Genomic DNA, 21,438 nt, shown 5'->3' with positions numbered 1-21,438 from the left:
GGTACCTAGCTCAAACCCCTTATATTTGGTTTGCTCTACCCCCCCCCCCTTTGACGGGGGTGGGGTGGGGGGGTTAAAAAATCTCCGCCGCAACACCCAGCCCCCCTACAGAGCAACAACAAGTCCTAATTGCGGCGCGGGAACTAGACTATACCGCCGTCCCCAAACAAGCCCAAACCTGGGTAAACGAACATCTGATTTACACTCATGGCTATGGGTTTACCATGAGTCCCGTCAACCGCGTGGCGACAGGGGGATTGCCAGAATATTTAATCAAAGATATCGGGATGAGCAAAGGAAGTCCCCTCACAACTTCTAGTGCGGTGCGTGCGAGCGTGCCGATCGGACAACCGCGCATTTATTATGGGGAGAATACTGATACTTATATCATGACTGGTACCAAGGTCAAAGAATTGGACTACCCCAGTGGGAATGATAATGCGTACAACGTCTATGATGGGCGGGGGGGAATTAATCTCGGTTCGACTTGGCGGAGACTGCTATTTGGTACATACCTAAATGATTGGCGGATGGTGTTGACACCAGAATTTTTACCGGAAACTAAATTATTATTGCGTCGGAATATCGATCGACGAATTCGATCGATCGCCCCCTTCTTACGGTACGATCGAGACCCCTATCTAGTCGCAGCAGATGCTAGGGGAAATCCTACCGAGGCAAAAGATCCCAGTTATCTGTACTGGATTGTCGATGCTTACACTACTAGCGATCGCTATCCCTACTCTGATATTGGCAAGGAAGGCATCAATTATATCCGCAACTCAGTCAAGGTCGTTATCGATGCTTATCATGGCTCCACGAGCTTTTATATCGCCGATCCGAGCGATCCGATCGTCACCACCTGGGCGAAAATATTCCCCGATCTGTTTAAACCGCTGAGTGCGATGCCTGTCAATCTGCGTCGCCATCTCCGTTATCCTGAAGACTTCTTCAAGATTCAATCAGAGCGGTTGATGACATATCACATGACTGATCCGCAGGTATTTTACAACCGTGAAGATCAGTGGCAAGTTCCCACCGAAGTCTATGGTGATAAACCGCGATTGGTGGAACCATATTATTTGATTACCAGCTTACCCACCATCCCCGTTCCCGAATTTACCCTGCTGCTCCCTTATACTCCCCAACAGCGGACAAATTTAGTCGCGTGGTTGGCTGCACGTTCCGATGGCGATAATTATGGCAAGTTATTACTGTACACCTTTCCAAAACAAAGACTGGTTTATGGCCCCGAACAAATCGAAGCGAGGATAAATCAAGATCCAGCGATATCGAGTCAAATTTCGCTCTGGAATCGCCAAGGTTCGAGAGTAATTCAGGGTAATTTGCTAATTGTCCCGATCGAACAATCTCTATTATATGTCGAACCCCTCTATCTAGAAGCCACCCAAAATCAGCTACCAACCCTAGTTCGAGTCATCGTAGCGTATGAAAACCGCATCATCATGGCAGAAACCCTTCCCCAAGCCCTAACAGCCATGTTTAAACCCTCAAGAGGAGTAGGGGAGTGAGGGGGTATGGGAGTAACGGAGTAAGAAACACACCCCAACACCCCAACACCTCAATACCTCAACACCCCAACACCCCAACACCCCCACACCCCAACACCCCATGCGGATCGAACAATTACAAGCATTTCTCGCTATTACAGAAACTGGCGGTTTTCAACAAGCTGCTCGTACATGTGATTGCACTCAATCAACCATCAGTCGTCAAATCCAATCACTAGAAGAAGATTTGGGAATTTCTTTATTTCATCGTCATCATCAGGCTAAATTAACAATTGGGGGAGAAAGACTTTTACCCCACGCGCGGAAAATTTGTCATGAATGGAAGCTAGCCCATCAATCGATCGAAAGTCTGCTCCAAGGTAAGCAACCCGAACTCTGTATCGCCGCGATTCACTCAGTTTGCGCTCATCTGCTACCACCGATTTTGCAACAGTTTTGTTACCAACATCCCCAGGTACAGCTCAGAGTAACAGCATTGGGTAGCGATCGAGCATTGAAAGTACTCAAAGATGGCTTAGTGGATGTTGCGATCGTCATGGATAATCGGATGTTTACCGCCAGTCCTGATATGGTAGTCCAAAATCTCTATCAAGAACCGATCGAAATTTTGATGTCTGCCGAACATCCCCTTGCTAAATACACGCAAGTTCCCTGGGCAGAATTAGTCAAATATCCTCAAGTAGTATTCAAAGATGGATATGGAATGCAGCGATTGGTCCAAGAACAATTCAGCAAGCTAGGTAGCAAACTCCATGCGGTGTTAGAATTAAATACGCTCGATGCCTTTCGCGGCGTAGTCAGACAAGGAAAATTGATTGCGCTCCTGCCTAAATCTGCACTGCTAGATGTCCACAACGATCCGACTTTAGCTACTCGATCGATCGAACCCACGCCCCAAACCAAAATCAATCTTTCCCGTCAAGTTGTCCTCGTCACCACCAGCGACAGACTCCAAATCCCTCCCATTCAATCTTTTTGGGATCTAGTTACTGAAAAGTTGATGGTGGATAGTGGATAGTCAATGGTGGATGGTGGATGGTGCAAAGCTCCCACACCCCAACACCCCAACACCCCAACACCCCAACACCCCAACACCCCTCCCCCCTTCTAGATGAGCGATCGATTTCGGAAATTCGTCCAAATAATTGGCAGTGGTCCCCACACGGGAAAAAGTTTAACCCGTGAACAAGCCGCAGAAGCAATGGAAATGATGCTATTGCAAACTGCTACTCCTGCCCAAATTGGTGCATTTTTGATCGCCCATCGAATTAAACGTCCCACTGGGGCAGAATTAGCGGGGATGTTAGATACTTATGCTAAGATCGGCCCTCAATTAAAACCCGTTGCCAGTCACGCTCGATCTCCTGTAATCTTTGGTATACCTTACGATGGTCGATCGCGTACCGCACCAATCGCCCCACTAGTCGCCCTAATTATGACAGCGGCGGGGATTCCGGTAATTTTGCATGGTGGCGATCGAATGCCCACTAAATATGGCATCCCGCTGGTCGATATTTGGCAGGAATGGGGAGTAGATTGGACGCAGGTATCCCTTGCCCAATCTCAACAAATCTTCGCGACAACGGGTTTAGGCTTCATCTACACGCCTACTCATTTTCCCACCGCAGCCGGACTAACTCCTTACCGCGATCAAATTGGCAAACGTCCACCGATCGCCACTCTAGAGCTATTGTGGTGCCCCTACGCTGGCGATGCACACCTGATCTTCGGCTATGTCCATCCCCCCACCGAACAGACAGCTCTCGTGGCTGCTACCCTCCGCAATACGCCTCACAAGATTACCACTGTCAAAGGGCTAGAAGGGAGTAGTGACTTACCACGCGATCGAGCCGTAATCATCGGCGTTCATCAATCTGGGCAAGAGTTAGAGCGAATTTTTCTCCATCACTACGATTACGGATTAAGCAACGTCAATCCCCCCCTATTACCTACTCCTGAATTAATTGCCAATTTTGCCACAGTTTTAGAGGGAAAACCTTCGGAGCTATTCAATTCTGTGCTCTGGAATGCCGGATTTTATCTATGGCATTGTGGCGGAGCTACCGATATGTCTGCGGGGATGAAGTTGGCATCTGAGTTATTAACTAGTGGTGCTGTTGGTAAACAGTTGGAGCAGATTAGATCGATCGTCTCTTGAGCTTACTAGCCTGAGTTCGGGATAATGATTCTCGATCGATGACTCCTAGCTTCGTTTCTACACCGCCCTCAAATGAATTTGGGGCTAGTAGCAAAAGTTCGTTTTAACGAACTAAGGAATTTGGTAGTTCTCTGAAGAGAACTTTTGTTATTAGCCCGAACTTATAGTTCAGGGCGGTGCCGAACGGAGCAAATATCCTTAACCCGTTGGTGCAACATCGATCGCGAGAGAAACTGACGTTTAGAAACCACGATCGGGTAATTGAATATCTTCTGGTTTCCCCTTTTCGATCGCTTTCATGACCCTTTTGTAATCATCTGTTTGTCCTTGTTGTTTATGTAGCTCCGATGCCTTCCGCCAATCTGAGATCGCCCCTTGTTTATCACCTAACCCCGACTTCGCATCACCACGATTTTCATATCCTCCACCAAAATTAGGATTGAGGGCAATCGCCCGATTAGAATCCTCGATCGCCCCTTTGTTATCTCTCAACTTTAACTTGGTATTACTACGGTTGATGTAAGCTCCAGCCAAGTTAGGGTTGAGGACAATCGCCCGATTCAAGTCGTCGATCGCCCCTTTGTTATCCCCTAACTTAGACTTGGCATTACCACGGTTGATGTAGGCTTCAGTATGGTTAGGATTGATGGCAATCGCCCGATTCAAGTCGTCGATCGCCCCTTTGTTATCCCCTAACCTACCCTTGATAGCACTACGGTTGATGTAGGCTTTAGCATCGTTAGGATTAATGGCAATTGCCCGATTAGAGTCGTCGATCGCCCCTTTATTATCCCCTAAATTTAACTTGGCAACACTCCGGTTGCTATAGGCTTGAGCAAAGTTGGGATTGATGGCACTTGCCCGATTAGAGTCCTCAATCGTCCCTTTATTATCCCCTAACTCATACTTAGCAGCACCACGGTTGTTGTAGGCTTCAGCATCGTTAGGATTGATCGTAATCGCCCGATTATAGTCCTCGATCGCTCCTTTGTTATCTTTTAAATTAAACTTGGCAACACCACGGTTATAGTAAAGTAGAGAGTTTTGCGAACCGATCGAGATCGCCCGATTCATATCGGCTAACATGCCCCTGTAGTCACCTTTGCTCTCTTTTAGGATTGCACTAGCAATCAAATCGTCTACTGGCTTTGGTTTTGCGGCTACTAACACAGGTGCATAACCACTTACCCCTGCCGCTGTGGCGAGTTTCGTAAAAGTATTGACTGTAATCCCCAGATTATATCCAGTCTTGACCCGCACTTCGTCATTAATAGTCTCTTGAAGCTTGGTATCGACATCCCCTTTTCCGTGAATGGCAATCAGTTCGCCTTTGTCGTTCCACACTGGGCCGCCACTATGCCCTGGCTATTATTAGTATAAATCAGCGAATAGCCTTTACCCTGTTGCTTGGTGCTGCTATTACTTGCCACATCTCCCTTTACAAACATAAAAACGGAGGTGTTGATGGCTGTAGATAATGGAAACCCAGATATATAGATGGTTTCGCCTGCTTCGACTCGATCGGAATTATCGATGAGTTTGGCAACTGGGTAGTTTTTGTCACTAGTAAAGGTGAATACAGCCAGATCGACTTTATTAGGAAACAGCTTTACCTGTGTCATCGGATATTTGAGATCGTCAGGTGCCACCATCTGACAACCACGCTCCTCGAAATTATGCGCCACCGTCAGCACGGTATAAGTATTGCCATTTTTCCGAATAATTACCCCAGAACCGACGCTATCACACTCACCAATCTGAATGGTGGTTTGTTTGGCGATGCGCTGGACTTCTACTGGTGACAGGGCTAATGCAGGTTTGATGTAGCTGACTAGAGCGATCGAGCCAAACAGCGCGATTGGCAACAGGTAATTTTTCATCTTCAGCAAAAATATCCGATATTCAGAATATTATCACTGAAGTACTACGCGATCGATTCTGTTGAACGTCCCATTATCAAACAGCAAGTTTCTAAACTAAAGAGGCTGTTTGAAAAGTATAAGGGTATCACTCGCAAACCCTAGAAGATCCCCCCGAGCAAGCCTTCAAAAGGGGGGTGGTTTCATATAAGAAAAGAAAAATGCAAAAGCCCTAGTATTAGGCGGCATTCGTTTACCTAGTATCTCGTCAACCCGACACCCGACACCAAAATAGTAGCTTTATTTACGCCGCCCAGTACTAGTGCTTAGTCTTCAACCGCCCTCAAATGAATTTGGGGCTAACGGCAAAAGTCCACTGAAGTGGACTAAAGAAAATCCTCTAGTGAGAATTAATCCACCCTGCCGAACAAGCCTTAAAAAGGGGATTTAGCAGGACATGTCGAAAGAAAAATCTCTTAGTTTACTTCAGTGAACTTTCGCTATTAGCCCAAAATTCATTTCAGGGCGGTTGAGGACTAAGCACCAGCGGTTTTGCATTTTTCTTTTTATATATGAAACCACTCGGACGCTTAAGTCCTGCTGGGAAAGGGGGATTTAGGGGGATCTCTAGGGTTTTCGCTTCGATCGAGAGATTGTCATTTATAGATATCCCTACAGATAATTAATCGAGAAAGTTGGCACAATTAAGGAATAAAAGTTATTCCCAATCGCTGACTGAACTATGAAACTGTCCAGACTAGGTTATTCGCTCGCGGCAATTGCTTTGATAATTGCCACCTTTTTACCTTTACCCGTCCTCGCCGCAGTGCCAGTGGCTGCTGTCCTCGATGATAATAGCAGTAGTAGCTTTGTCAGTAAAGCTGTCGATCGAGTCGGATCGGCAGTCGTTCGCATCGATACCGAGCGGACGATTACGCGGCGGATCGATCCCATTTTCGGGGATGAAGCCATGTCGGGATTGTCTCAACAGCAACTAGTTCGCGGGCAAGGTTCGGGCTTTATTATCGATCGAGATGGGATCATTTTAACTAATGCTCATGTTGTCGATCGAGCCGATAAGGTCACTGTTATCCTCAAAGATGGGCGCAGTCTGGAGGGTAAGGTACAGGGTGTCGATCCGGTAACTGACTTGGCTGTAGTAAAAGTCAGTGGCGCGAAAAATCTGCCGATCGCGCAATTGGGTGACTCAGATATAGTTAAAGTGGGTGATTGGGCGATCGCGGTTGGCAATCCATTCGGACTGGATAATACTGTTACTCTAGGGATAGTTAGCACTCTCAAACGTGCCAGTGCTAGCGTCGGGATGACCGATAAACGCCTCGATTTCATCCAAACTGATGCAGCAATCAATCCTGGTAATTCAGGCGGCCCCCTGCTCAATGGTAAAGGACAAGTAATCGGCATCAATACCGCCATCCGTGCCGATGCAATGGGAATTGGCTTTGCAATTCCGATTAATAAAGCGAAGACTATTTCTACCCAATTAGCAAGAGGCGAAAAAGTTTCTCACCCCTATCTCGGTGTCCAAATGGTGACACTCACACCAGAAATCGCCGCCGAGAATAATAACGATCCGAATGCCCTATTCCAAATCCCCGAAGTTAATGGGGTATTAGTAGTAAAAGTCTTACCAAATACCGCCGCATCTGTAGCTGGAATGCGCCGTGGTGACGCAATTCTCGAAGTCAATGGCGAGATAATTCGCGATGCAAATCAATTGCAAGATGTGATGGAAAACAGCCTCGTCAGCAAACAGATCCAAGTTCGGATCTTGCGTGACGGCAAAAATCAGCTAGTTAAAGTCACACCAAAAGACTTGAATTCTTGAATAATCTCAAAATTCAGGGCAGGGGTAATCGAAGAGGATCTAACCTAATATCCAATTTTCTCAATTTAAGGTAGACAAGCATTTTGTAAATCAGAATCGATTTGTCTAAAGGAAGGCTTCGCCAACGAATGAGATTGCAGATATCCTTGCTTTAACCACTGACAACCTTGCTTAATTAAAGTAGGTATATCTCGATCGATCTGCCAAACCATCGGGATGCCGTCATCTCCACCAGCTAATAAATATTTGCTATCTTTACTAAAGTTGATACTTCTAATTGTCCCCCAATATCCTCTAAAATCAGCGATCTGACGACCTTGGGAATCCCACAGTCTTAATGCTGCACCAGCACCCCCAGTCGCAATATTACCGTCCCCATCCAGAGTAATATTTTGAGTTCCTGCTTGGTAAGTTTCGATTGGCTTATCGTCAATTAACTTAGGTTCCATATTTGCTCTCCAGATTGTGCCTTCTTCACTGACGATCGTAAAAAATCGATTGTCTCGACTAAATCCGATTGTCACCTTACTCTCAACTTTTGGTAATGGTAATCGATATTCAGTCGGGGCAATCTGAGGATTATTAATATTTTTTATTAAACTAACTTGACCTTTTTCACCGCCGACAACGATATTATTTCCATCTTCACTAAATCGTAAGCTCAAATTTGAGTAATTCCAATTTTTTTGATAGATTGGTGCTGGTTTTAATAATTTATTTTCTTTGATATTAACTTCCCAAATTTTAACGTCATCGCCGACAGATCCAGTTGTGGCAAGGAAAGCTCGATCTAATTTACTACTCCAGTCGATACTTTCTAAATTACCTTGTTGAGTATCAAAACTGCTTACTTTGGTAAATTTATTATTCTCGATCTTCAATAGTCTAACTATGCCACTGGCATCGCCAACGGCAATTGTTTTTTCACCGATCTTTTTGTCTGAATAAATGCGAATCGTGTTAAATTTAATTTGGTTGCGATATCGATCGAAAGTATCTCTAAGTTGAGGTAATAAATTTGATGACCGATTCCACCAGCGGATGATGCCATCTGCTCCGGCTGTAATAAAATAATTGGAGTCACTAGGATCGAAGCGAACACTATTAATTTGTTCTTGATGCTTATCCTTAGAAAACATTATTTCTGGCATCTTCCAGACGCGGATAGTACTATCATTTTGACCGCTAGTTGCTAATTGTTGAAAATTATCATCAGCACTCTTAGGTTTAAAGCGCATACTTTCGATCGCACCCTGATGACCCTTAAATTCAGTTATTAGTTTACCATCTTCGAGATTCCAGATTCTCACGGAGCTACCATTACTTGTAGTTGGATCTTTAGCCGATGCTGTTGCTAATAGTTTACCATCAGGGCTAAATCTAGCTGCTCTGACTTCACCTGTATGAGCGTCGATAGTTTTGAGATATTTTCCATCAGCATTCCATAGTCTTACACTACCATCATTGCTAGCAGTCGCAATCTCATAGACCGGACAATTTTCAGAAACCGTGGAGCAAAAGTAAACACTATTAACAGCAGCCCGATGACTTGAAAGTGTTTTAATGATGTTACCATCTAAATCCCATATTTTAGCGGTACCATCCTTACCAGAAGTACCAATTCGATCTTTTTTACCATTTAAGTTCAAAGATATAACTCCACCTTCGTGAGCGACACGATCGCTAGTATTTCCCACAGGTGTTAAGTTATAATTATCGACCTTCCATTTTTTTAATTTGCCATCAGTTTTACCCGTACTATATATATATCGACCATCTTCAGTCAATCGAACAGTCTGAACGCCGCCATCATTATTCTCATTTGGTTGATGAGCTATTGTTTCACTAATAAGTTTCGCTTTACTTTGTTGCTGTGGATTCCATTGCCATAATCGAATTTTGCCGTCACTGCTAGCTGTAACAAACATATCTGTGCATTGAGAGTTAGAATGGGAAACACTATTAATTTTAATTGCAGCACCTAAGCTAACAATTTCTCTTGACTTTTTACCACTCGCATGTCTGTCCCAAATAGCGACTGTACCGTTACTTCCTGCGATAAAAATTTTGTCGTTTTGACAAAAACTAATTGCATTAATTCCTTGTTGATACGTATTTACTTCATCAACTTCTTGAATGCGATCGACTAGTTTTTGGAGAGCTAATTTTGGGTTAGGAGTTGAATTACCTAACAAAGTTAGGTGTATATTTTGAAAACGATCGGCATTGATAATCGCTGCTTTTAAAGCATCCAAAGGTGCAAATTCATACTGACCCATAATTTGACTGCTAGATCGATCGAATTCATTAATAGTATGAATATTTAAGACAGCAAATAGTAAGCATATTCCCGAAATCAGTAAACAAGCCAGAATATTAATTAATTTTCTGGTTTTAGTTTGAATTTTCTTGAATTGGCGATCTGATGTTATTTTTTGACTTTGAATTAAAAAATCATAATGCTCGCCACTAAGTTGAGGATGTCGATCTCTCCAATCTAGAGCCTCCAATAATGCTTCACCCCGTAGCAGCATTTTCTTAGGTTTCCCACTATCGATCCATTCTAATAATGCAGGCGAGTGAGGACATATTTTAGCCAACTCTCGATCGATCCACTCGATGTTAAATACTCTTGCATAGATCGGATTATAAACTTCTAATCTACCGTTGGATTCGACTACTAAGCCTGACAATCTAAGCTGTTGCTGTTCTAAGCTATGATCGACACTCAGCGTGGAGCTAGAACTAATAATTTTTCGATATTGTTCTAGTAAGTAACTAGATCTCGATTGGTTTCCCAACAGACGATTAGCGATTGTTTTGAGGTGAACTGGATTATCTTGATATTCCCAGTTATCGATAATATGCTTGTTAATTATCTGTTCGATCGAATCCTGCGGAGATTCAACCACTAGCTGACAGACCTTTTGAGTGAGAAAAGGTTGTCCACCCGTCCAACTGAGAATTTTTTCAATTGTCAATTTTGGATTAGATATCCCCACTAATCCATTCACTAGCGGGGATAGATCGTCAGATAGTTGAAATCCATTTAGTTCGATCGCCCGACCGATATTAAAAGGGGTACGCTGTTTGTCTTTAATTAAATCTGGAGGCGTGGCAACGCCGATTAAAACAAATGATAACCGTTGATATTTAGCACTAGTAGCTTGTCGTTCGGCACAGTTTCTAATTAGTCCAAAAAAATCGTCAGTAAAGGAACCTAAGCTAATAACTTTATCGATTTCATCAACAAAAATAACCACTCTAATAGAGATTTGTTCGAGCATGATTTCATCGATAAACTTGCCTAACCTTTTAATATCTGAGATTTGGGGATGACGATTCCAAAAAGTTGCTAATTCCGATTCCAAATCAAATTCGGTAGCTAGTTCGTCAGCGATCGAGTAGTACCATTGCGCTGCACTTATCCCCTCAGATCCAATACCAGTCAGATCTATATTCACACAGGCTACGCCTTCAGCAAGCAATCTCTGGATCGTCCGCAGTTTCAGACTAGATTTTCCCATTTGGCGAGAGGTTAAGATGTAGCAAAATTCTCCAGCCTGAAGATAGGTCTTCAAATCTCGATCTGCTTGTCTCACCACATATGTAGGTGCGTCTGCGGGGAGACTACCACCAATTTTATAGGTTTTCATCTATCTGTTATCTACAGACGAACGATCGTCTTAACTTTTGAGCCGTTGCTATATTTTCCTACACTCTTCGATCGACAAACACTGACTTACCTAAGTCAGTATCAACTTAACCAAGACAAAAACGGTGGATGCATTACTAGATTGGGCTTTTTGACAAAAATTAGTGCTGTAAAATATAGTAATTATTCACCCAATTAATCATGGCTCGTCGTCAATGTCGATCGTTACAGCTACGTCCAGAGTATAAAGATGCCGCAAAAGCAGCACTGAAAAAGCTTGGCTGGACTCAAGGCAGACTGGGTATGGAAGCTCAAATTCAGTCTCCAGCGACAACAAGTAACTTTTTTTGTAGCAAATCGATCGATCGTGGAAACTTCAACAAGCTGTGTGAGATCTTGAGCCTCAATCCTCAAGAAGTTGGACAAGAACCACTACAACCAACACCACTACCCATAGATCTCAATCCTTATATTGCCAGAAGTGGAGAAGAGGCTTGGTATGGTATCCAGATGGAAAGGCATAGTCTAATTAGAATTCAGGCTCCCTTGCAGTTTGGTAAAACTTTATTGATGTCCAAAATGCTCGATCGCACCGAACAAGAAGGACATTTAGCTCTGTATCTGACTTTGAACGGGATTAACTCTAGCAGCTTTCGAGATCCTCAAACTTTTTTTCGACAGTTTATTTGTGAGATTGCTAGTGAGATCGAAGCATCATCTGTTCATCTCTTGATGCCACTAGCTGAATATGATCAATTGGTTAAACAATTTGACTATACTAAAGCTACGATTAAATACTTTGAATATTTCCTAGAAAAGATTTCTAAACCGTTCACCCTAGCGATTAATAAACTCGATCGATTATTGGATAATCCTCAGAATGCGAAAACTGCTAGTGAGTTTCTGCACCTGTTGCGCTTTATGAATGAGAAAAGTAAGAGTAGTAAAAAGATTTGGCAGCAATTTCGATTGATATTAGCCTACTCTGCACTGCGATTTGAGGATTCTATTCCGCTCGTTGAATCTCAATCGCCTTTTAATGTAGGGTACTCGATCGATCTGTGCGAATTTAGCCCCAATGAGATCGCAGAATTAGCAGCTAAAAAGGGACTAACTCTAGATGAACGGCAAATTCAATCGTTAATGCAATCGATCGGCGGTATTCCTAACTTGGTTCAACTGACGCTCAATAGGCTGAGTGAGCGTGGAGCAGCTCTGCTTGAAGATTCAACCTTACTCGCATCGATTTATCAGCAGCATTTGGAGATGATCGAAGAATATTTGAGACAGGTAGATTTATACCTCTTGATGTGTCGAATAGCTACTAAAACCGTAGAAATAACAGAGCTAGATAACAAAGCCAGAAATTCGCTCTATCGTCATGGATTGATTGTCACGACTGGCGATCGTCAAGTTGTACCGAGATGCGAACTCTATCGTGGCTACTTTCGTCAGCATTGACGCAAATTGCTGAGATCGAACTCATCTACTGACTTTAGCGATCTCATAGTTTCCAATTTAGAAAAGGCACTAGAGTGTAGATGTTGTCTGCAACGTCTACACTATTTTTTTATGAAACGCCCAAACTTAATTGCGCTAATGACTGTTGCTGTTGCTATGTTCGTGGCTCATAGTACAAATGCCCAGGAACGTTTAGCAGATAATGCCAAACAATACTCGATCGGTCCCGCGATCGAATTTGGTGGTGCTGGTACCTCTTTCGGTATTAAAGGCAAGATTGGTGTCAGCCCACAATTTTCAATCCGTCCAACTGTTTTATTTGGTTATCAACCTAGCGTGAGCGCGAGCGATATTTCTAATGGATCGATTACAGCTAATGATGGCTCACTCGGTGCGAATGGATTACCTGCAACCATCCCAATTAATACTCTTGGCAATTTCAGCTTAGACAGTAAAGCTTTATAAATTAGGAGTATTTTGATGAGATTACCTTCAACAATCGGCAGTTTTTTATTTATTACCTCTCTATATTTGTCGATCTGCTTAGGTACGACAGAGGTTCATGCAACTTCGGATCATCCTTTCTATTGGGAAAAGATTGATGTCGATCTTCAGCTAGTTGAATCTGGAGATCTACTAGTTACAGAGACTCAGAAATATGTTTTTACCGATCGATACAAAAATCAGCGCAATCGATATATTCAGATCGATAAAATTGACGAAATTAAAGATGTAATAGTGACAGAAAATAACCAGCCTGTCTCTAATCTCCAATTGTATAAATTGAATGGTCAACAGCATATTTCATGGAAACATACCTTTACAGATAAATTTCCAGACAGTCATATATTCGTACTTAAATATCGAGTAATCGGTGGCTTAGAAGTCGAAAATTCTCAGACAAAATTCAAATGGATGGCAATCTTTCCAGATCGACACGCTCCAATTAAGTCAGCTCAAGTTACATTACATTTGCCAGCTAAACTATCAGCAGCTACTAAAAATTTTACAACTAGCGGAGTAGCTGTAGATACTAAAAGTGTCGATCCAACTACGATCCAGTTTATCGCGAAAGGCTCGATCGAACCTCAATCTAAATTAGCTATCTTAGGTCATTTTCCCACTAATTCTCTTCAACTCAATAAATCGCAATGGCAATCTTCCTCTAGTGGTAATTGGTGGGGCTTATTATGGATACCATTTTTATGCGCGCCACTATTCGTTATTCTGAGTCTTTTTAGTGCTGAAAATTCTAGTGCTGGTGGCAGTCGTAGCAGTCGTAGTCGTAGTCGTGGTGGCGACGGTGGCTACGATGGCTACGATGGTGGTGACGGTGGCGATGGTGGCGGTGGGTGTGGCGGCTGTGGTGGTGGTGACTAGAATTGGGGTTGAGTGATATTTATTCAGTAAATAGAGCAATTACCAATCAGCAAGGGTTTGAATACCTGTCTCAAAAACGAACTTATTACTTATTACTCATTACTTATTACTTAATTAAGATGAACTCAGCCGAGATCGATTTATATAGACGTATTTGTGAATTCGCTCTAGACGAACCTGGTGCTAGTTTTCAGTTTTCACATAAACTAGCACGAGAATATCAGTGGACGAGATTATATACATTGAAAACGATTCAAGAATATAAAAAGTTTATGTTCTTAGGAATGATAGCCGACCACATCGTATCACCTTCGGTGCCGATCGATCTGGTATGGCACTTACATCTCATTTACACTCATTCTTACTGGAATAAATTTTGTGGTGAAATATTAGGTAAATCTTTTCATCATTCGCCTAGTTTAGGTGGGAAAGAAGAAAAGCTAAAATACGATCGATTCTATCAGCAGACTTTGGTAGCTTACCAACTTTATTTCGGAACTCCACCCTCAGATATTTGGCTGGATTCCTCAGCACAAAAACCACGACAAAGATGCCAGACTAATCCTAATATGATCTATTATTGGTTAGGCGAAATTTGAGATTGAGACAGGGGCAATTCAAGAATTGCCCCTGTCTCAATCCAGTACGATCTATTTGATTTGCTCTAACTTCCGCATCACGGATTCATAAGCAGGCATATTCTTTTGAGCCTGGAATAATTTCGCCGCCATTTTCAAATCTTCAGTAGCAGCAGGATTAGCGGCTAACTGAGCGTGAACTAGACCACGATTGCTATAGGCAAGAGCATGATTGGGTTGTAAGCGAATAGCGGTATTATAGTCGGCGATTGCTTGTTTATAATCTTGAAGTCGAGATTGTGCGATCCCCCGATTGAAGTACAATTCAGCATTGCTGGGATCGAGTGCGATTCCGCGATCGTAATCTACTACCGCCTTTTTGTATTCACTAGTCGCGTAGAAAACAATTCCTCGATTGAGATAGCCTAGAGCATAATCGGGTTTGAGCCGGATCGCTTCACTATAGTCGGCGATTGCTTGTGTGAGATCGCCGATTGTAAACAGAAGAATCCCGCGATTATTATAAGCTTCAACGAGTTTGGGATTAAGCTTGACCGCAGTAGTATAGTCAGCGATTGCTTTTGCCCGATCTCCACTCTCAGCAAAAACAACTGCGCGATTGAAGTAGACGTTAGCATCTTTTTGATTGAGATTGACGAGCCGATTGTAGTCATCGATTGCCCCAGCTCGATCGCCGATCGTGTTTTTGGCGATCGCCCGATTGAAATAAGCGTTGGGATGATTAGGTTTGAGCGCGATCGCTAAATCGTAATCAGCAATTGCTCCTTGATAATTCCCCGTCAATCCTTTTGCTTTGCCTCTACCATAATAGGCATTAGCATAGGTTGGTTTGAGCTTAATTGTTGTATTATAATCGGCGATTGCACCCTGTCGATCTCCGAGATCGAGTTTAGCCAAACCACGATTGTAATAAGCGTCTAAACTTTGGGGACGGAGTTGAATCGCCTTGCTATAATTGGCAATAGCACCTTGTTTGTCGCCAGATTGCGCCAATATAATCCCTTTGCCGATCGATAATTGGGGATCGTTGGGTTTAATCTCGTTGGCTGCTTGCAAGTCTGCCATTGCACCCGCTCGATCTCCCATATTCAACCGCGCAAAACCGCGATTGGCATAGGCTTCAAAAAATTTGGGATTAAAGGAAATGGCTACGGTATAGTCAGCAATCGCGCCCGACTTATCGCCCATCGATCCTTTAACGATGCCGCGATTATTATAAGCATCCACAAACCTAGGCTGCAACTGAATCGCTCGATCGAAGTCGGCGATTGCACCCAGTCGATCTTGAGTTCGATATCGCTGCATCGCTCGTTTAAAATAATCTCTAGCCGATTGTGGTGTTTTGGTGCTACTTCGATCTGTAGTTGGCGTTCTGGCGATTTTTCTAGCTGCGATGAGATCTGGCTGTTGCTCTCTGGCAACTACCAACTCTGACTGTAATGTCGAGATGACTGAGAGTAAAAAAGTAACCACCAGCAGCGGGATTTTATACATCCACCATGCATAAGTCAATTGTCTACTATTTTGAATTTTCATGATTAAATTGAGGATGGGATTAACAGCGTTCTTAGCCAAACAGGATAAAATATATCATCGATCGCATCTTACTCCTGAACTTTGACATCGACATAGGGGTTGGATTGGCTGCACTATAAATAGCAACCATGAGATTTTAAGGGACAAAATCGATTCCTAGATCGATTGCTGTTTTAAATCAGTTCGCCCATTCCGTGCTATCGATCGCGATAAGTACTAGAAAAATATATTAATAGTGACATTTTAACAAATCTCTGAACTATGAAAGATTCTCGATCGTAATTTATTAATATTCACTGAGACATTAAAGACCGAAAACTTGTTCCCTATCTCCTTTCCACTATGATTACAAATGGATATATCGAACAATATAGCGTATAATTTTATACTTTTGTCGAAATATAAATAACTAAATATTTGGTTACATACAGCGATCGGCGTTGCTGATTTGAGAGATGGTGCGCTGTTTTTGCAAGACAATTATCTCTGTTCCCCCCGCTATCTTGAAAAGGTGCTCTACTTGGGCAAAGCCCAAGTAGAGCACCTTTCGCTCCCCGCTCACTCTTCTGGCTTTTCATAATTCGATCCAGCAACGCCCAGCGATCTTTATTTCCGCACCACGATCCATTTGCCAGAGACTTCCGCCGCTAGTCCGTGACTGAAAGTAGAAGTCCGAGTCCGATTAGGGGCATCGATCAGCATAATTGTCGCTTCAATCCGATCGAATGTGGGCATCTTACCCAAACTTTGGGCGAGAAATTGGCGGATGACTCGTCGCTGGAGGGCGAGCGGAAGGGATTGAAGCATTGGACGATCGAGTTTAACACCTCGATCGTCCAATGCTTTTCGATACCAGTCTTGTGCTAACGACTCTAAATACTCAACATCAGCACGTAACAATTCGGCGGTGCGTGCTAAATGACTTTCTACTTGGGGATTGAAATCGGCAGCTAGCTGGGGGATAATCTCCAGGCGCAAGCGATTTCGAGCGTATTTAAGATCGCGATTGTAATTATCTTCCCAAACAGGTAATTGATACTCTTGACAAAATGCACCTGTTTGGGAACGATTAACTTCTAATAATGGACGGACTAAACTAATTGCTGGTGTCAATTGTCGGTGCCAAGACATCGCACACAATCCATCCGCACCAGCACCTCGCACTAAGTTATAAAGCAAGGTTTCCGCTCTGTCTGTTTGAGTATGTGCGGTAACTAGATAGGTACTGTTGGTAGTTTCGGCAATCCTGGCTAAGGCTTGATATCGCCACTCTCTCGCCGCAGCTTCTGTTTCTGGTAAATTGGCGGTAGTTTCACAATAATATGGTAACTGCCAGCGGGTGGTAACTTGGGCGACTCGATCGGCGATCCCGATATCCTGCGCCCAACCATGATCGCAATGAGCGACAGCTAACTGCCATTTCCACCGCGATTGTAAGTCGCGCAATAATTGCCCCAGACACAGCGAATCCTGGCCTCCAGACACGGCGAGCAAAATATTGGCACTAATGGGTAGCAACTGTCTATCGATCAGGCACTGGTGAAGCTGACTATGTAAAGGTGTCCAAGGCATCATTCAACAATTGATTTCACTATCCACTATCCACTATCCTAGATATCTAATTTGTCACTGGGAAGGGGTAATTTTAACTCAAGTTACTAGTTATAGGTTTTTAGTGAGATGGGTGTTAGGTTTTAGCTATTAGGTTTTAGGTTTTATCCCATCGCTAATACCCAAGACCCAATACCTAATCCCAAAATCTTTAACCTTGGTTATAACTAGCAACTTGCGTTAATTTTAACAGGTTGAGCTATTATACCAATGCGAAGGTTGGTAGTCTTAATCTATAACGGTAATAAGTCTTGAGATTTTTACTAATCAGATAATGCGACGTGGCACCCTAGATATATTTCAGATCGTCAGAGTAATTATTGCCAGAAATCTCGAAATCGATCCAGAGGCGATCGATCTAGACTTTAAATTCCACAACTTTATCGATCGACTTGCAGAGCTTCGCCAGCGACAGTCTGGCTCTAAAGATTTACTAAGTTATCTAGAAGCTGCAAATATTTACATCGATCTTTCTGAGGCTTTTCAGTTAGATTTTTTCGCGGATTTTACTGATAGTGCCTGCATTACAGTTGCCGATCTGATTTTTTTGATTCGATCTAAGTTAGATAATTTAGTGTGAGCGATTCGTTGTTAGGGCAGAATCTAGATTTTTATCCTAACAACCCAATTATCAATTATCAAAGATCGATTAATTCAACTATTTAGTTCCACAAATAATGTTCTGGAATCAGATCGTCAGGTGCAAATAAATGTGGACTCATTGGTGCCGATGCTGTATCGTACCAGGATTCGAGTAAATCTTGGGTTTCTTGCATTTCACCAATCGACAGATCGCGAGGAATGATAATTCCAATACTGCGATCCGGAATGGCTACATAATAACCATCAGGAAAATATTTATCTAGATAAGGTGAGAGCAAGATTCGAGACGAACCAAACCCATCATTGTGCATCATGATCGCCCAGACAACGCTACCGTCTTTACGTAGCTTCTGATGCGTCCATAATTCTTGAGATGCCACCTTGAGGTTGATTACCGCCCGTTGCTGCCAATCAATCCCCTCATCTTCCCAAACTTCCACCATATCTGATGTTACTGTCTGATAAGCAACTCGACCTTTAGGATTGCGATCGACGATTACCCAACTGAGCGCGTAGTCTCGCAAAGGTAATTCTTGGTAGGGCGAGTTCCAGAGATTGGACTTGATACAAGTAGAATGGATAATCAATGGCATCAAGCGATCGATCGCATCAATGATGGTTGCAGACATAATGCAGATTTAGGATATGTTACTACTCTCTCCACTTATATTGCCCACCAAATTCAACTCAGTTCACATTCGGCTACATTTTTTTCTCAGAATGTTGTCAAAATCGCTTGAAGTTGTCGATCTTCTAGATATTGGAACTTAGTCCTAGTGGAGACAGAAACCCGACTTTTTGGAAAAGTCGGGTTTCTCGACATCTATGAGAATTTAATGAACACCAGCCGCGCGTTTGTAAGCTTCATCCAGCACCTCAGACAGGGTAGGATGAGCGTGGACATAGGTTGCTAGATTCTGTACCGAATTGCGTTGCGCGATCGCATTGGAAGCCTCATGAATCAGATCCGCCGCATGTAAGCCGATAATATGGGTACCCATCACTTCCCCAGTATCCTTACGGTAAATCACTTTTGCCATGCCGTCTGCTTCGCCTTCAGCGATCGCTTTGGAGTTACCTTTGAAATAACTTCGCACGGCGGCGATCTCAAACCCGCCAGCAGTTCCAGCTTCTTTTGCTTGAGCTTCTGTCATCCCCACAAAACTAATTTCGGGATGGGTAAATGCGGCGGCGGGGATGCTCTGATAGTCAATTTCACGCGATCGACCACAGATATTTTCTACCGCTGTAATCCCCTGGGCGGATGCGGCATGAGCCAACATCATTTTACCAGTAGCATCGCCGATCGCCCACAGATGCGCTACAGGTTTTTCGTCGATCAGCACCTCTAGCTTATCGTTGACCGGAATGAAGCCTCGGCGGTCGAGGGCAACCCCTACAGCTTCTAAATTGAGGTTTTTGGTATCGGGGATCCGACCTGTCGCCACGAGGCAGGCATCGACCTCTAGGATTTCGACGACTTCTTTGGTTTTGGCATCGGCGAGTTCGATTACGACTGGGGAACCAGGGATAACCCGTTTGGCGAGGAGACTGGAGCGAGCGTCAATGTCACGCGGATCGATTAAGATTCGTTTGGCGAGTTTGGCGATGTCAGTATCAAATCCTGGCATCAGTTGGTCGAAAAATTCAATCATCGTGACTTCCGAACCTAGTGCTGTGTAAACATCAGAGAATTCTAAGCCGATGTAACCACTGCCGATAATGGCGATCCACTGGGGTATTGTCTCTAATTTAATCGCATCATCGCTGGTGAATACAGTTTTGCCATCAACTTCAATTCCTGGCGGTACAAACGGAATTGAACCCGATGAAATCATCACATCCTTGGCGGTGATGATCTTCTCCCCTTCAGGGGTGGTCACACTTACCTTTTGGCTAGCTGCAATCTTCCCGTACCCGTGAATCACTTCGACATTCAAGCGAGTCAAACTATTAGTCAGATCTCCCCGTAGCTTAGTGACGAGATTACTGGCATGGGCGGCAACTCCAGCTCGATCGAATTTGACATTATCTACCTGAATCCCCATCGCTTTGAGATGGTGAGCATTCCGCAGTTCCCGCACTCTACCCGAAGCAGCTAACAGTGCCTTGGAAGGGATACAGCCCCGATTGACACAAGTACCACCCATATCTCCCGCTTCGATAATTGCTGTCTTCAAGCCACAGCTCACCGCATGAAGTGCCGCACCATGTCCGCCGACACCCGCACCGATAATTACCAAATCGTAGTCAAATTGTTCGCTCACGCTGCTATTTTCCTCTGTGATCCTGACTCTTTATTTTCGCGCTGACGATCGCCCTTGTAAAGGCTCGGTAGTTAAATTAATTGAGAATTGCGGATGCGCGTTCGTCGGGTTCCCCGACGGTTTAGCGCACCAAGCAGAGAATTGAGAATTACAATTGGTCAGATCTTGCGTCAGCGCATTGATCCAAGATCTAACCCATCAAACTTATAATCCTGATGGCGATGGTGTGGGCGCGACTGCGGGGGCTTTAGGTGCTGGTGCTGGCTGAGTCGATTTTGGTGGTGTGGGTAGATTGTCAACGCCTGGAACTTTTTTGAGCGTGACGAACATATCAAACCGATTACTAGATTCATCAAAGATGGCACTAGTCACCCCCAAGCTTTTCACGGCTTGAAATCCAGCTCTGACTTCTGGCGAAAGGGGGGGCAACTGTAAATTTCCAGCGTTAATTGTTCGATCGACATCAATGAACAATTGACCATTATGATTGTTTAAGTTCGATCGAGTTGACTGTTGAAATAGGGCGGTGTCGGATAGTCGTGACTTGGGCTGAGGCACAAAGGTACTGGCTACGGGCGCGCCCAAGTTGAGGAAAGCCAGATTGCGATCGAGCCAGCCGTGGGTACCGCCGATGACACTGAGTGGCGATGCCCATTGGATTGCCTCTTTACCGCCAATCTGGACTTTGTTAATTTTAAATGTCTGCGCCATCCGATTATCTAGTTTCTTAAAGGCTTTCTCAGCCGCAGATCGATCGCTAGCTTGTTGAAAGATCACCAATCCCGCTCCGCTTTCTGTATCTACTTCCGCTGGTTTGGGGATCATCGCCACCCCAAATGGCCCTTTACTCCAGTTGAGAATTTCTGGTTCCAAGCTTAATCCCGTCATATTGTCGAGATCTTTCACCCATTGATTGGGCTTAAAAGGT

Annotated in this window: 16 protein-coding genes and 1 pseudogene; 9 read left to right on the top strand and 8 right to left on the bottom strand. The window is 43.8% G+C overall.

Translation table 11 applies throughout. From position 1 onward, the window contains the following. Window positions 1-104: 104 nt before the first annotated feature. From RMO55_RS19765 to RMO55_RS19755, 3 genes and pseudogenes are all read left to right on the top strand, one after another. Window positions 105-1,532: pseudogene (locus tag RMO55_RS19765) on the top strand (UPF0182 family protein); the annotation flags it as partial. A 100-nt stretch (window positions 1,533-1,632) separates the two neighbouring features. Then, a complete protein-coding gene (locus tag RMO55_RS19760) occupies window positions 1,633-2,550 on the top strand; it encodes a LysR family transcriptional regulator (RefSeq protein ID WP_310429518.1) in 918 nt (305 codons plus the stop codon). Window positions 2,551-2,643: 93 nt separating this feature from the next. Beyond that, entirely contained in the window at window positions 2,644-3,690 is a 1,047-nt protein-coding gene (locus RMO55_RS19755) for an anthranilate phosphoribosyltransferase family protein (RefSeq protein WP_310429516.1), read from the top strand. 240 nt (window positions 3,691-3,930) lie between these two features. Here RMO55_RS19755 and RMO55_RS19750 read toward each other — a convergent pair whose 3' ends face one another. Both RMO55_RS19750 and RMO55_RS19745 read right to left on the bottom strand, forming a co-directional pair. Next, on the bottom strand, window positions 3,931-5,034 hold the full coding sequence (locus RMO55_RS19750) for a tetratricopeptide repeat protein (RefSeq protein WP_310429514.1): 1,104 nt from the start codon (window positions 5,032-5,034) through the stop codon (window positions 3,931-3,933). After that, a complete protein-coding gene (locus RMO55_RS19745; protein WP_310429512.1) occupies window positions 5,010-5,570 on the bottom strand; it encodes a serine protease in 561 nt (186 codons plus the stop codon). Before RMO55_RS19745 ends, RMO55_RS19750 begins: the two co-directional genes overlap by 25 nt. A gap of 721 nt (window positions 5,571-6,291) precedes the next feature. On the opposite strand from RMO55_RS19745, the gene RMO55_RS19740 reads away from it, so the two are divergent. After that, the gene (locus tag RMO55_RS19740; protein ID WP_310429510.1) at window positions 6,292-7,398 is read left to right on the top strand and encodes an HhoA/HhoB/HtrA family serine endopeptidase; all 1,107 of its coding nucleotides are present in this window, start codon (window positions 6,292-6,294) and stop codon (window positions 7,396-7,398) included. Window positions 7,399-7,463: 65 nt separating this feature from the next. On the opposite strand, the gene RMO55_RS19735 is transcribed toward RMO55_RS19740, so the two are convergent. Beyond that, a complete protein-coding gene (locus RMO55_RS19735; RefSeq protein WP_310429508.1) occupies window positions 7,464-11,054 on the bottom strand; it encodes an AAA-like domain-containing protein in 3,591 nt (1,196 codons plus the stop codon). A 200-nt stretch (window positions 11,055-11,254) separates the two neighbouring features. Here RMO55_RS19735 and RMO55_RS19730 point away from each other — a divergent pair, with 200 nt between their 5' ends. The 4 genes from RMO55_RS19730 (at window position 11,255) to RMO55_RS19715 (ending at window position 14,493) form a co-directional block, all read left to right on the top strand. Then, complete coding sequence (locus tag RMO55_RS19730; protein ID WP_310429506.1) at window positions 11,255-12,514, top strand: AAA-like domain-containing protein; 1,260 nt, start codon at window positions 11,255-11,257, stop codon at window positions 12,512-12,514. A 111-nt stretch (window positions 12,515-12,625) separates the two neighbouring features. After that, window positions 12,626-12,979: a hypothetical protein gene (locus RMO55_RS19725; RefSeq protein WP_310429504.1), complete on the top strand. Its 354-nt coding sequence runs from the start codon at window positions 12,626-12,628 to the stop codon at window positions 12,977-12,979. Between the two features lie 15 nt (window positions 12,980-12,994). After that, window positions 12,995-13,894 (top strand): DUF2207 domain-containing protein, encoded by a 900-nt coding sequence (locus RMO55_RS19720; protein WP_310429501.1) that lies wholly within the window; start codon window positions 12,995-12,997, stop codon window positions 13,892-13,894. Window positions 13,895-13,902: 8 nt separating this feature from the next. Further along, entirely contained in the window at window positions 13,903-14,493 is a 591-nt protein-coding gene (locus RMO55_RS19715; RefSeq protein ID WP_310429499.1) for a hypothetical protein, read from the top strand. A 51-nt stretch (window positions 14,494-14,544) separates the two neighbouring features. Here the strand turns inward: RMO55_RS19715 and RMO55_RS19710 are convergent, their stop codons facing one another. Continuing rightward, the gene (locus tag RMO55_RS19710) at window positions 14,545-16,029 is read right to left on the bottom strand and encodes a tetratricopeptide repeat protein (RefSeq protein ID WP_310429497.1); all 1,485 of its coding nucleotides are present in this window, start codon (window positions 16,027-16,029) and stop codon (window positions 14,545-14,547) included. 606 nt (window positions 16,030-16,635) lie between these two features. After that, window positions 16,636-17,601, bottom strand: coding sequence for a tRNA lysidine(34) synthetase TilS (gene tilS, locus RMO55_RS19705; protein ID WP_396134414.1), 966 nt, complete (start codon window positions 17,599-17,601; stop codon window positions 16,636-16,638). 313 nt (window positions 17,602-17,914) lie between these two features. Here tilS and RMO55_RS19700 point away from each other — a divergent pair, with 313 nt between their 5' ends. Then, window positions 17,915-18,220: a hypothetical protein gene (locus RMO55_RS19700; RefSeq protein ID WP_310429494.1), complete on the top strand. Its 306-nt coding sequence runs from the start codon at window positions 17,915-17,917 to the stop codon at window positions 18,218-18,220. Window positions 18,221-18,302: 82 nt separating this feature from the next. Here the strand turns inward: RMO55_RS19700 and RMO55_RS19695 are convergent, their stop codons facing one another. The 3 genes from RMO55_RS19695 to RMO55_RS19685 form a co-directional block, all read right to left on the bottom strand. After that, on the bottom strand, window positions 18,303-18,872 hold the full coding sequence (locus tag RMO55_RS19695) for a hypothetical protein (protein WP_310429492.1): 570 nt from the start codon (window positions 18,870-18,872) through the stop codon (window positions 18,303-18,305). Between the two features lie 204 nt (window positions 18,873-19,076). After that, entirely contained in the window at window positions 19,077-20,510 is a 1,434-nt protein-coding gene (gene lpdA / locus RMO55_RS19690) for a dihydrolipoyl dehydrogenase (RefSeq protein ID WP_310429490.1), read from the bottom strand. Between the two features lie 204 nt (window positions 20,511-20,714). After that, window positions 20,715-21,438: DUF3352 domain-containing protein (locus RMO55_RS19685; protein ID WP_310429488.1), on the bottom strand; the 724-nt coding region annotated here is incomplete at its 5' end.

Origin of the sequence: Chamaesiphon sp. VAR_48_metabat_135_sub (genome assembly GCF_031418915.1) — a bacterium.
Classification (GTDB): domain Bacteria; phylum Cyanobacteriota; class Cyanobacteriia; order Cyanobacteriales; family Chamaesiphonaceae; genus Chamaesiphon.
Note: the sequence above shows the minus strand (reverse complement) of the source record. Positions and strands in the feature narration are given on the sequence as shown.

What these genes read in the sequence shown, in the direction of transcription:
- tilS (WP_396134414.1), bottom strand. Translation starts at nt 17,601, where the DNA reads ATGCCTTGGACACCTTTACATAGTCAGCTTCACCAGTGCCTGATCGAT.
- RMO55_RS19760 (WP_310429518.1), top strand. Translation starts at nt 1,633, where the DNA reads ATGCGGATCGAACAATTACAAGCATTTCTCGCTATTACAGAAACTGGC.
- RMO55_RS19745 (WP_310429512.1), bottom strand. Translation starts at nt 5,570, where the DNA reads ATGAAAAATTACCTGTTGCCAATCGCGCTGTTTGGCTCGATCGCTCTA.
- RMO55_RS19730 (WP_310429506.1), top strand. Translation starts at nt 11,255, where the DNA reads ATGGCTCGTCGTCAATGTCGATCGTTACAGCTACGTCCAGAGTATAAA.
- RMO55_RS19755 (WP_310429516.1), top strand. Translation starts at nt 2,644, where the DNA reads ATGAGCGATCGATTTCGGAAATTCGTCCAAATAATTGGCAGTGGTCCC.
- RMO55_RS19700 (WP_310429494.1), top strand. Translation starts at nt 17,915, where the DNA reads ATGCGACGTGGCACCCTAGATATATTTCAGATCGTCAGAGTAATTATT.
- RMO55_RS19735 (WP_310429508.1), bottom strand. Translation starts at nt 11,054, where the DNA reads ATGAAAACCTATAAAATTGGTGGTAGTCTCCCCGCAGACGCACCTACA.
- RMO55_RS19740 (WP_310429510.1), top strand. Translation starts at nt 6,292, where the DNA reads ATGAAACTGTCCAGACTAGGTTATTCGCTCGCGGCAATTGCTTTGATA.
- RMO55_RS19710 (WP_310429497.1), bottom strand. Translation starts at nt 16,029, where the DNA reads ATGAAAATTCAAAATAGTAGACAATTGACTTATGCATGGTGGATGTAT.
- RMO55_RS19695 (WP_310429492.1), bottom strand. Translation starts at nt 18,872, where the DNA reads ATGTCTGCAACCATCATTGATGCGATCGATCGCTTGATGCCATTGATT.
- RMO55_RS19725 (WP_310429504.1), top strand. Translation starts at nt 12,626, where the DNA reads ATGAAACGCCCAAACTTAATTGCGCTAATGACTGTTGCTGTTGCTATG.
- RMO55_RS19720 (WP_310429501.1), top strand. Translation starts at nt 12,995, where the DNA reads ATGAGATTACCTTCAACAATCGGCAGTTTTTTATTTATTACCTCTCTA.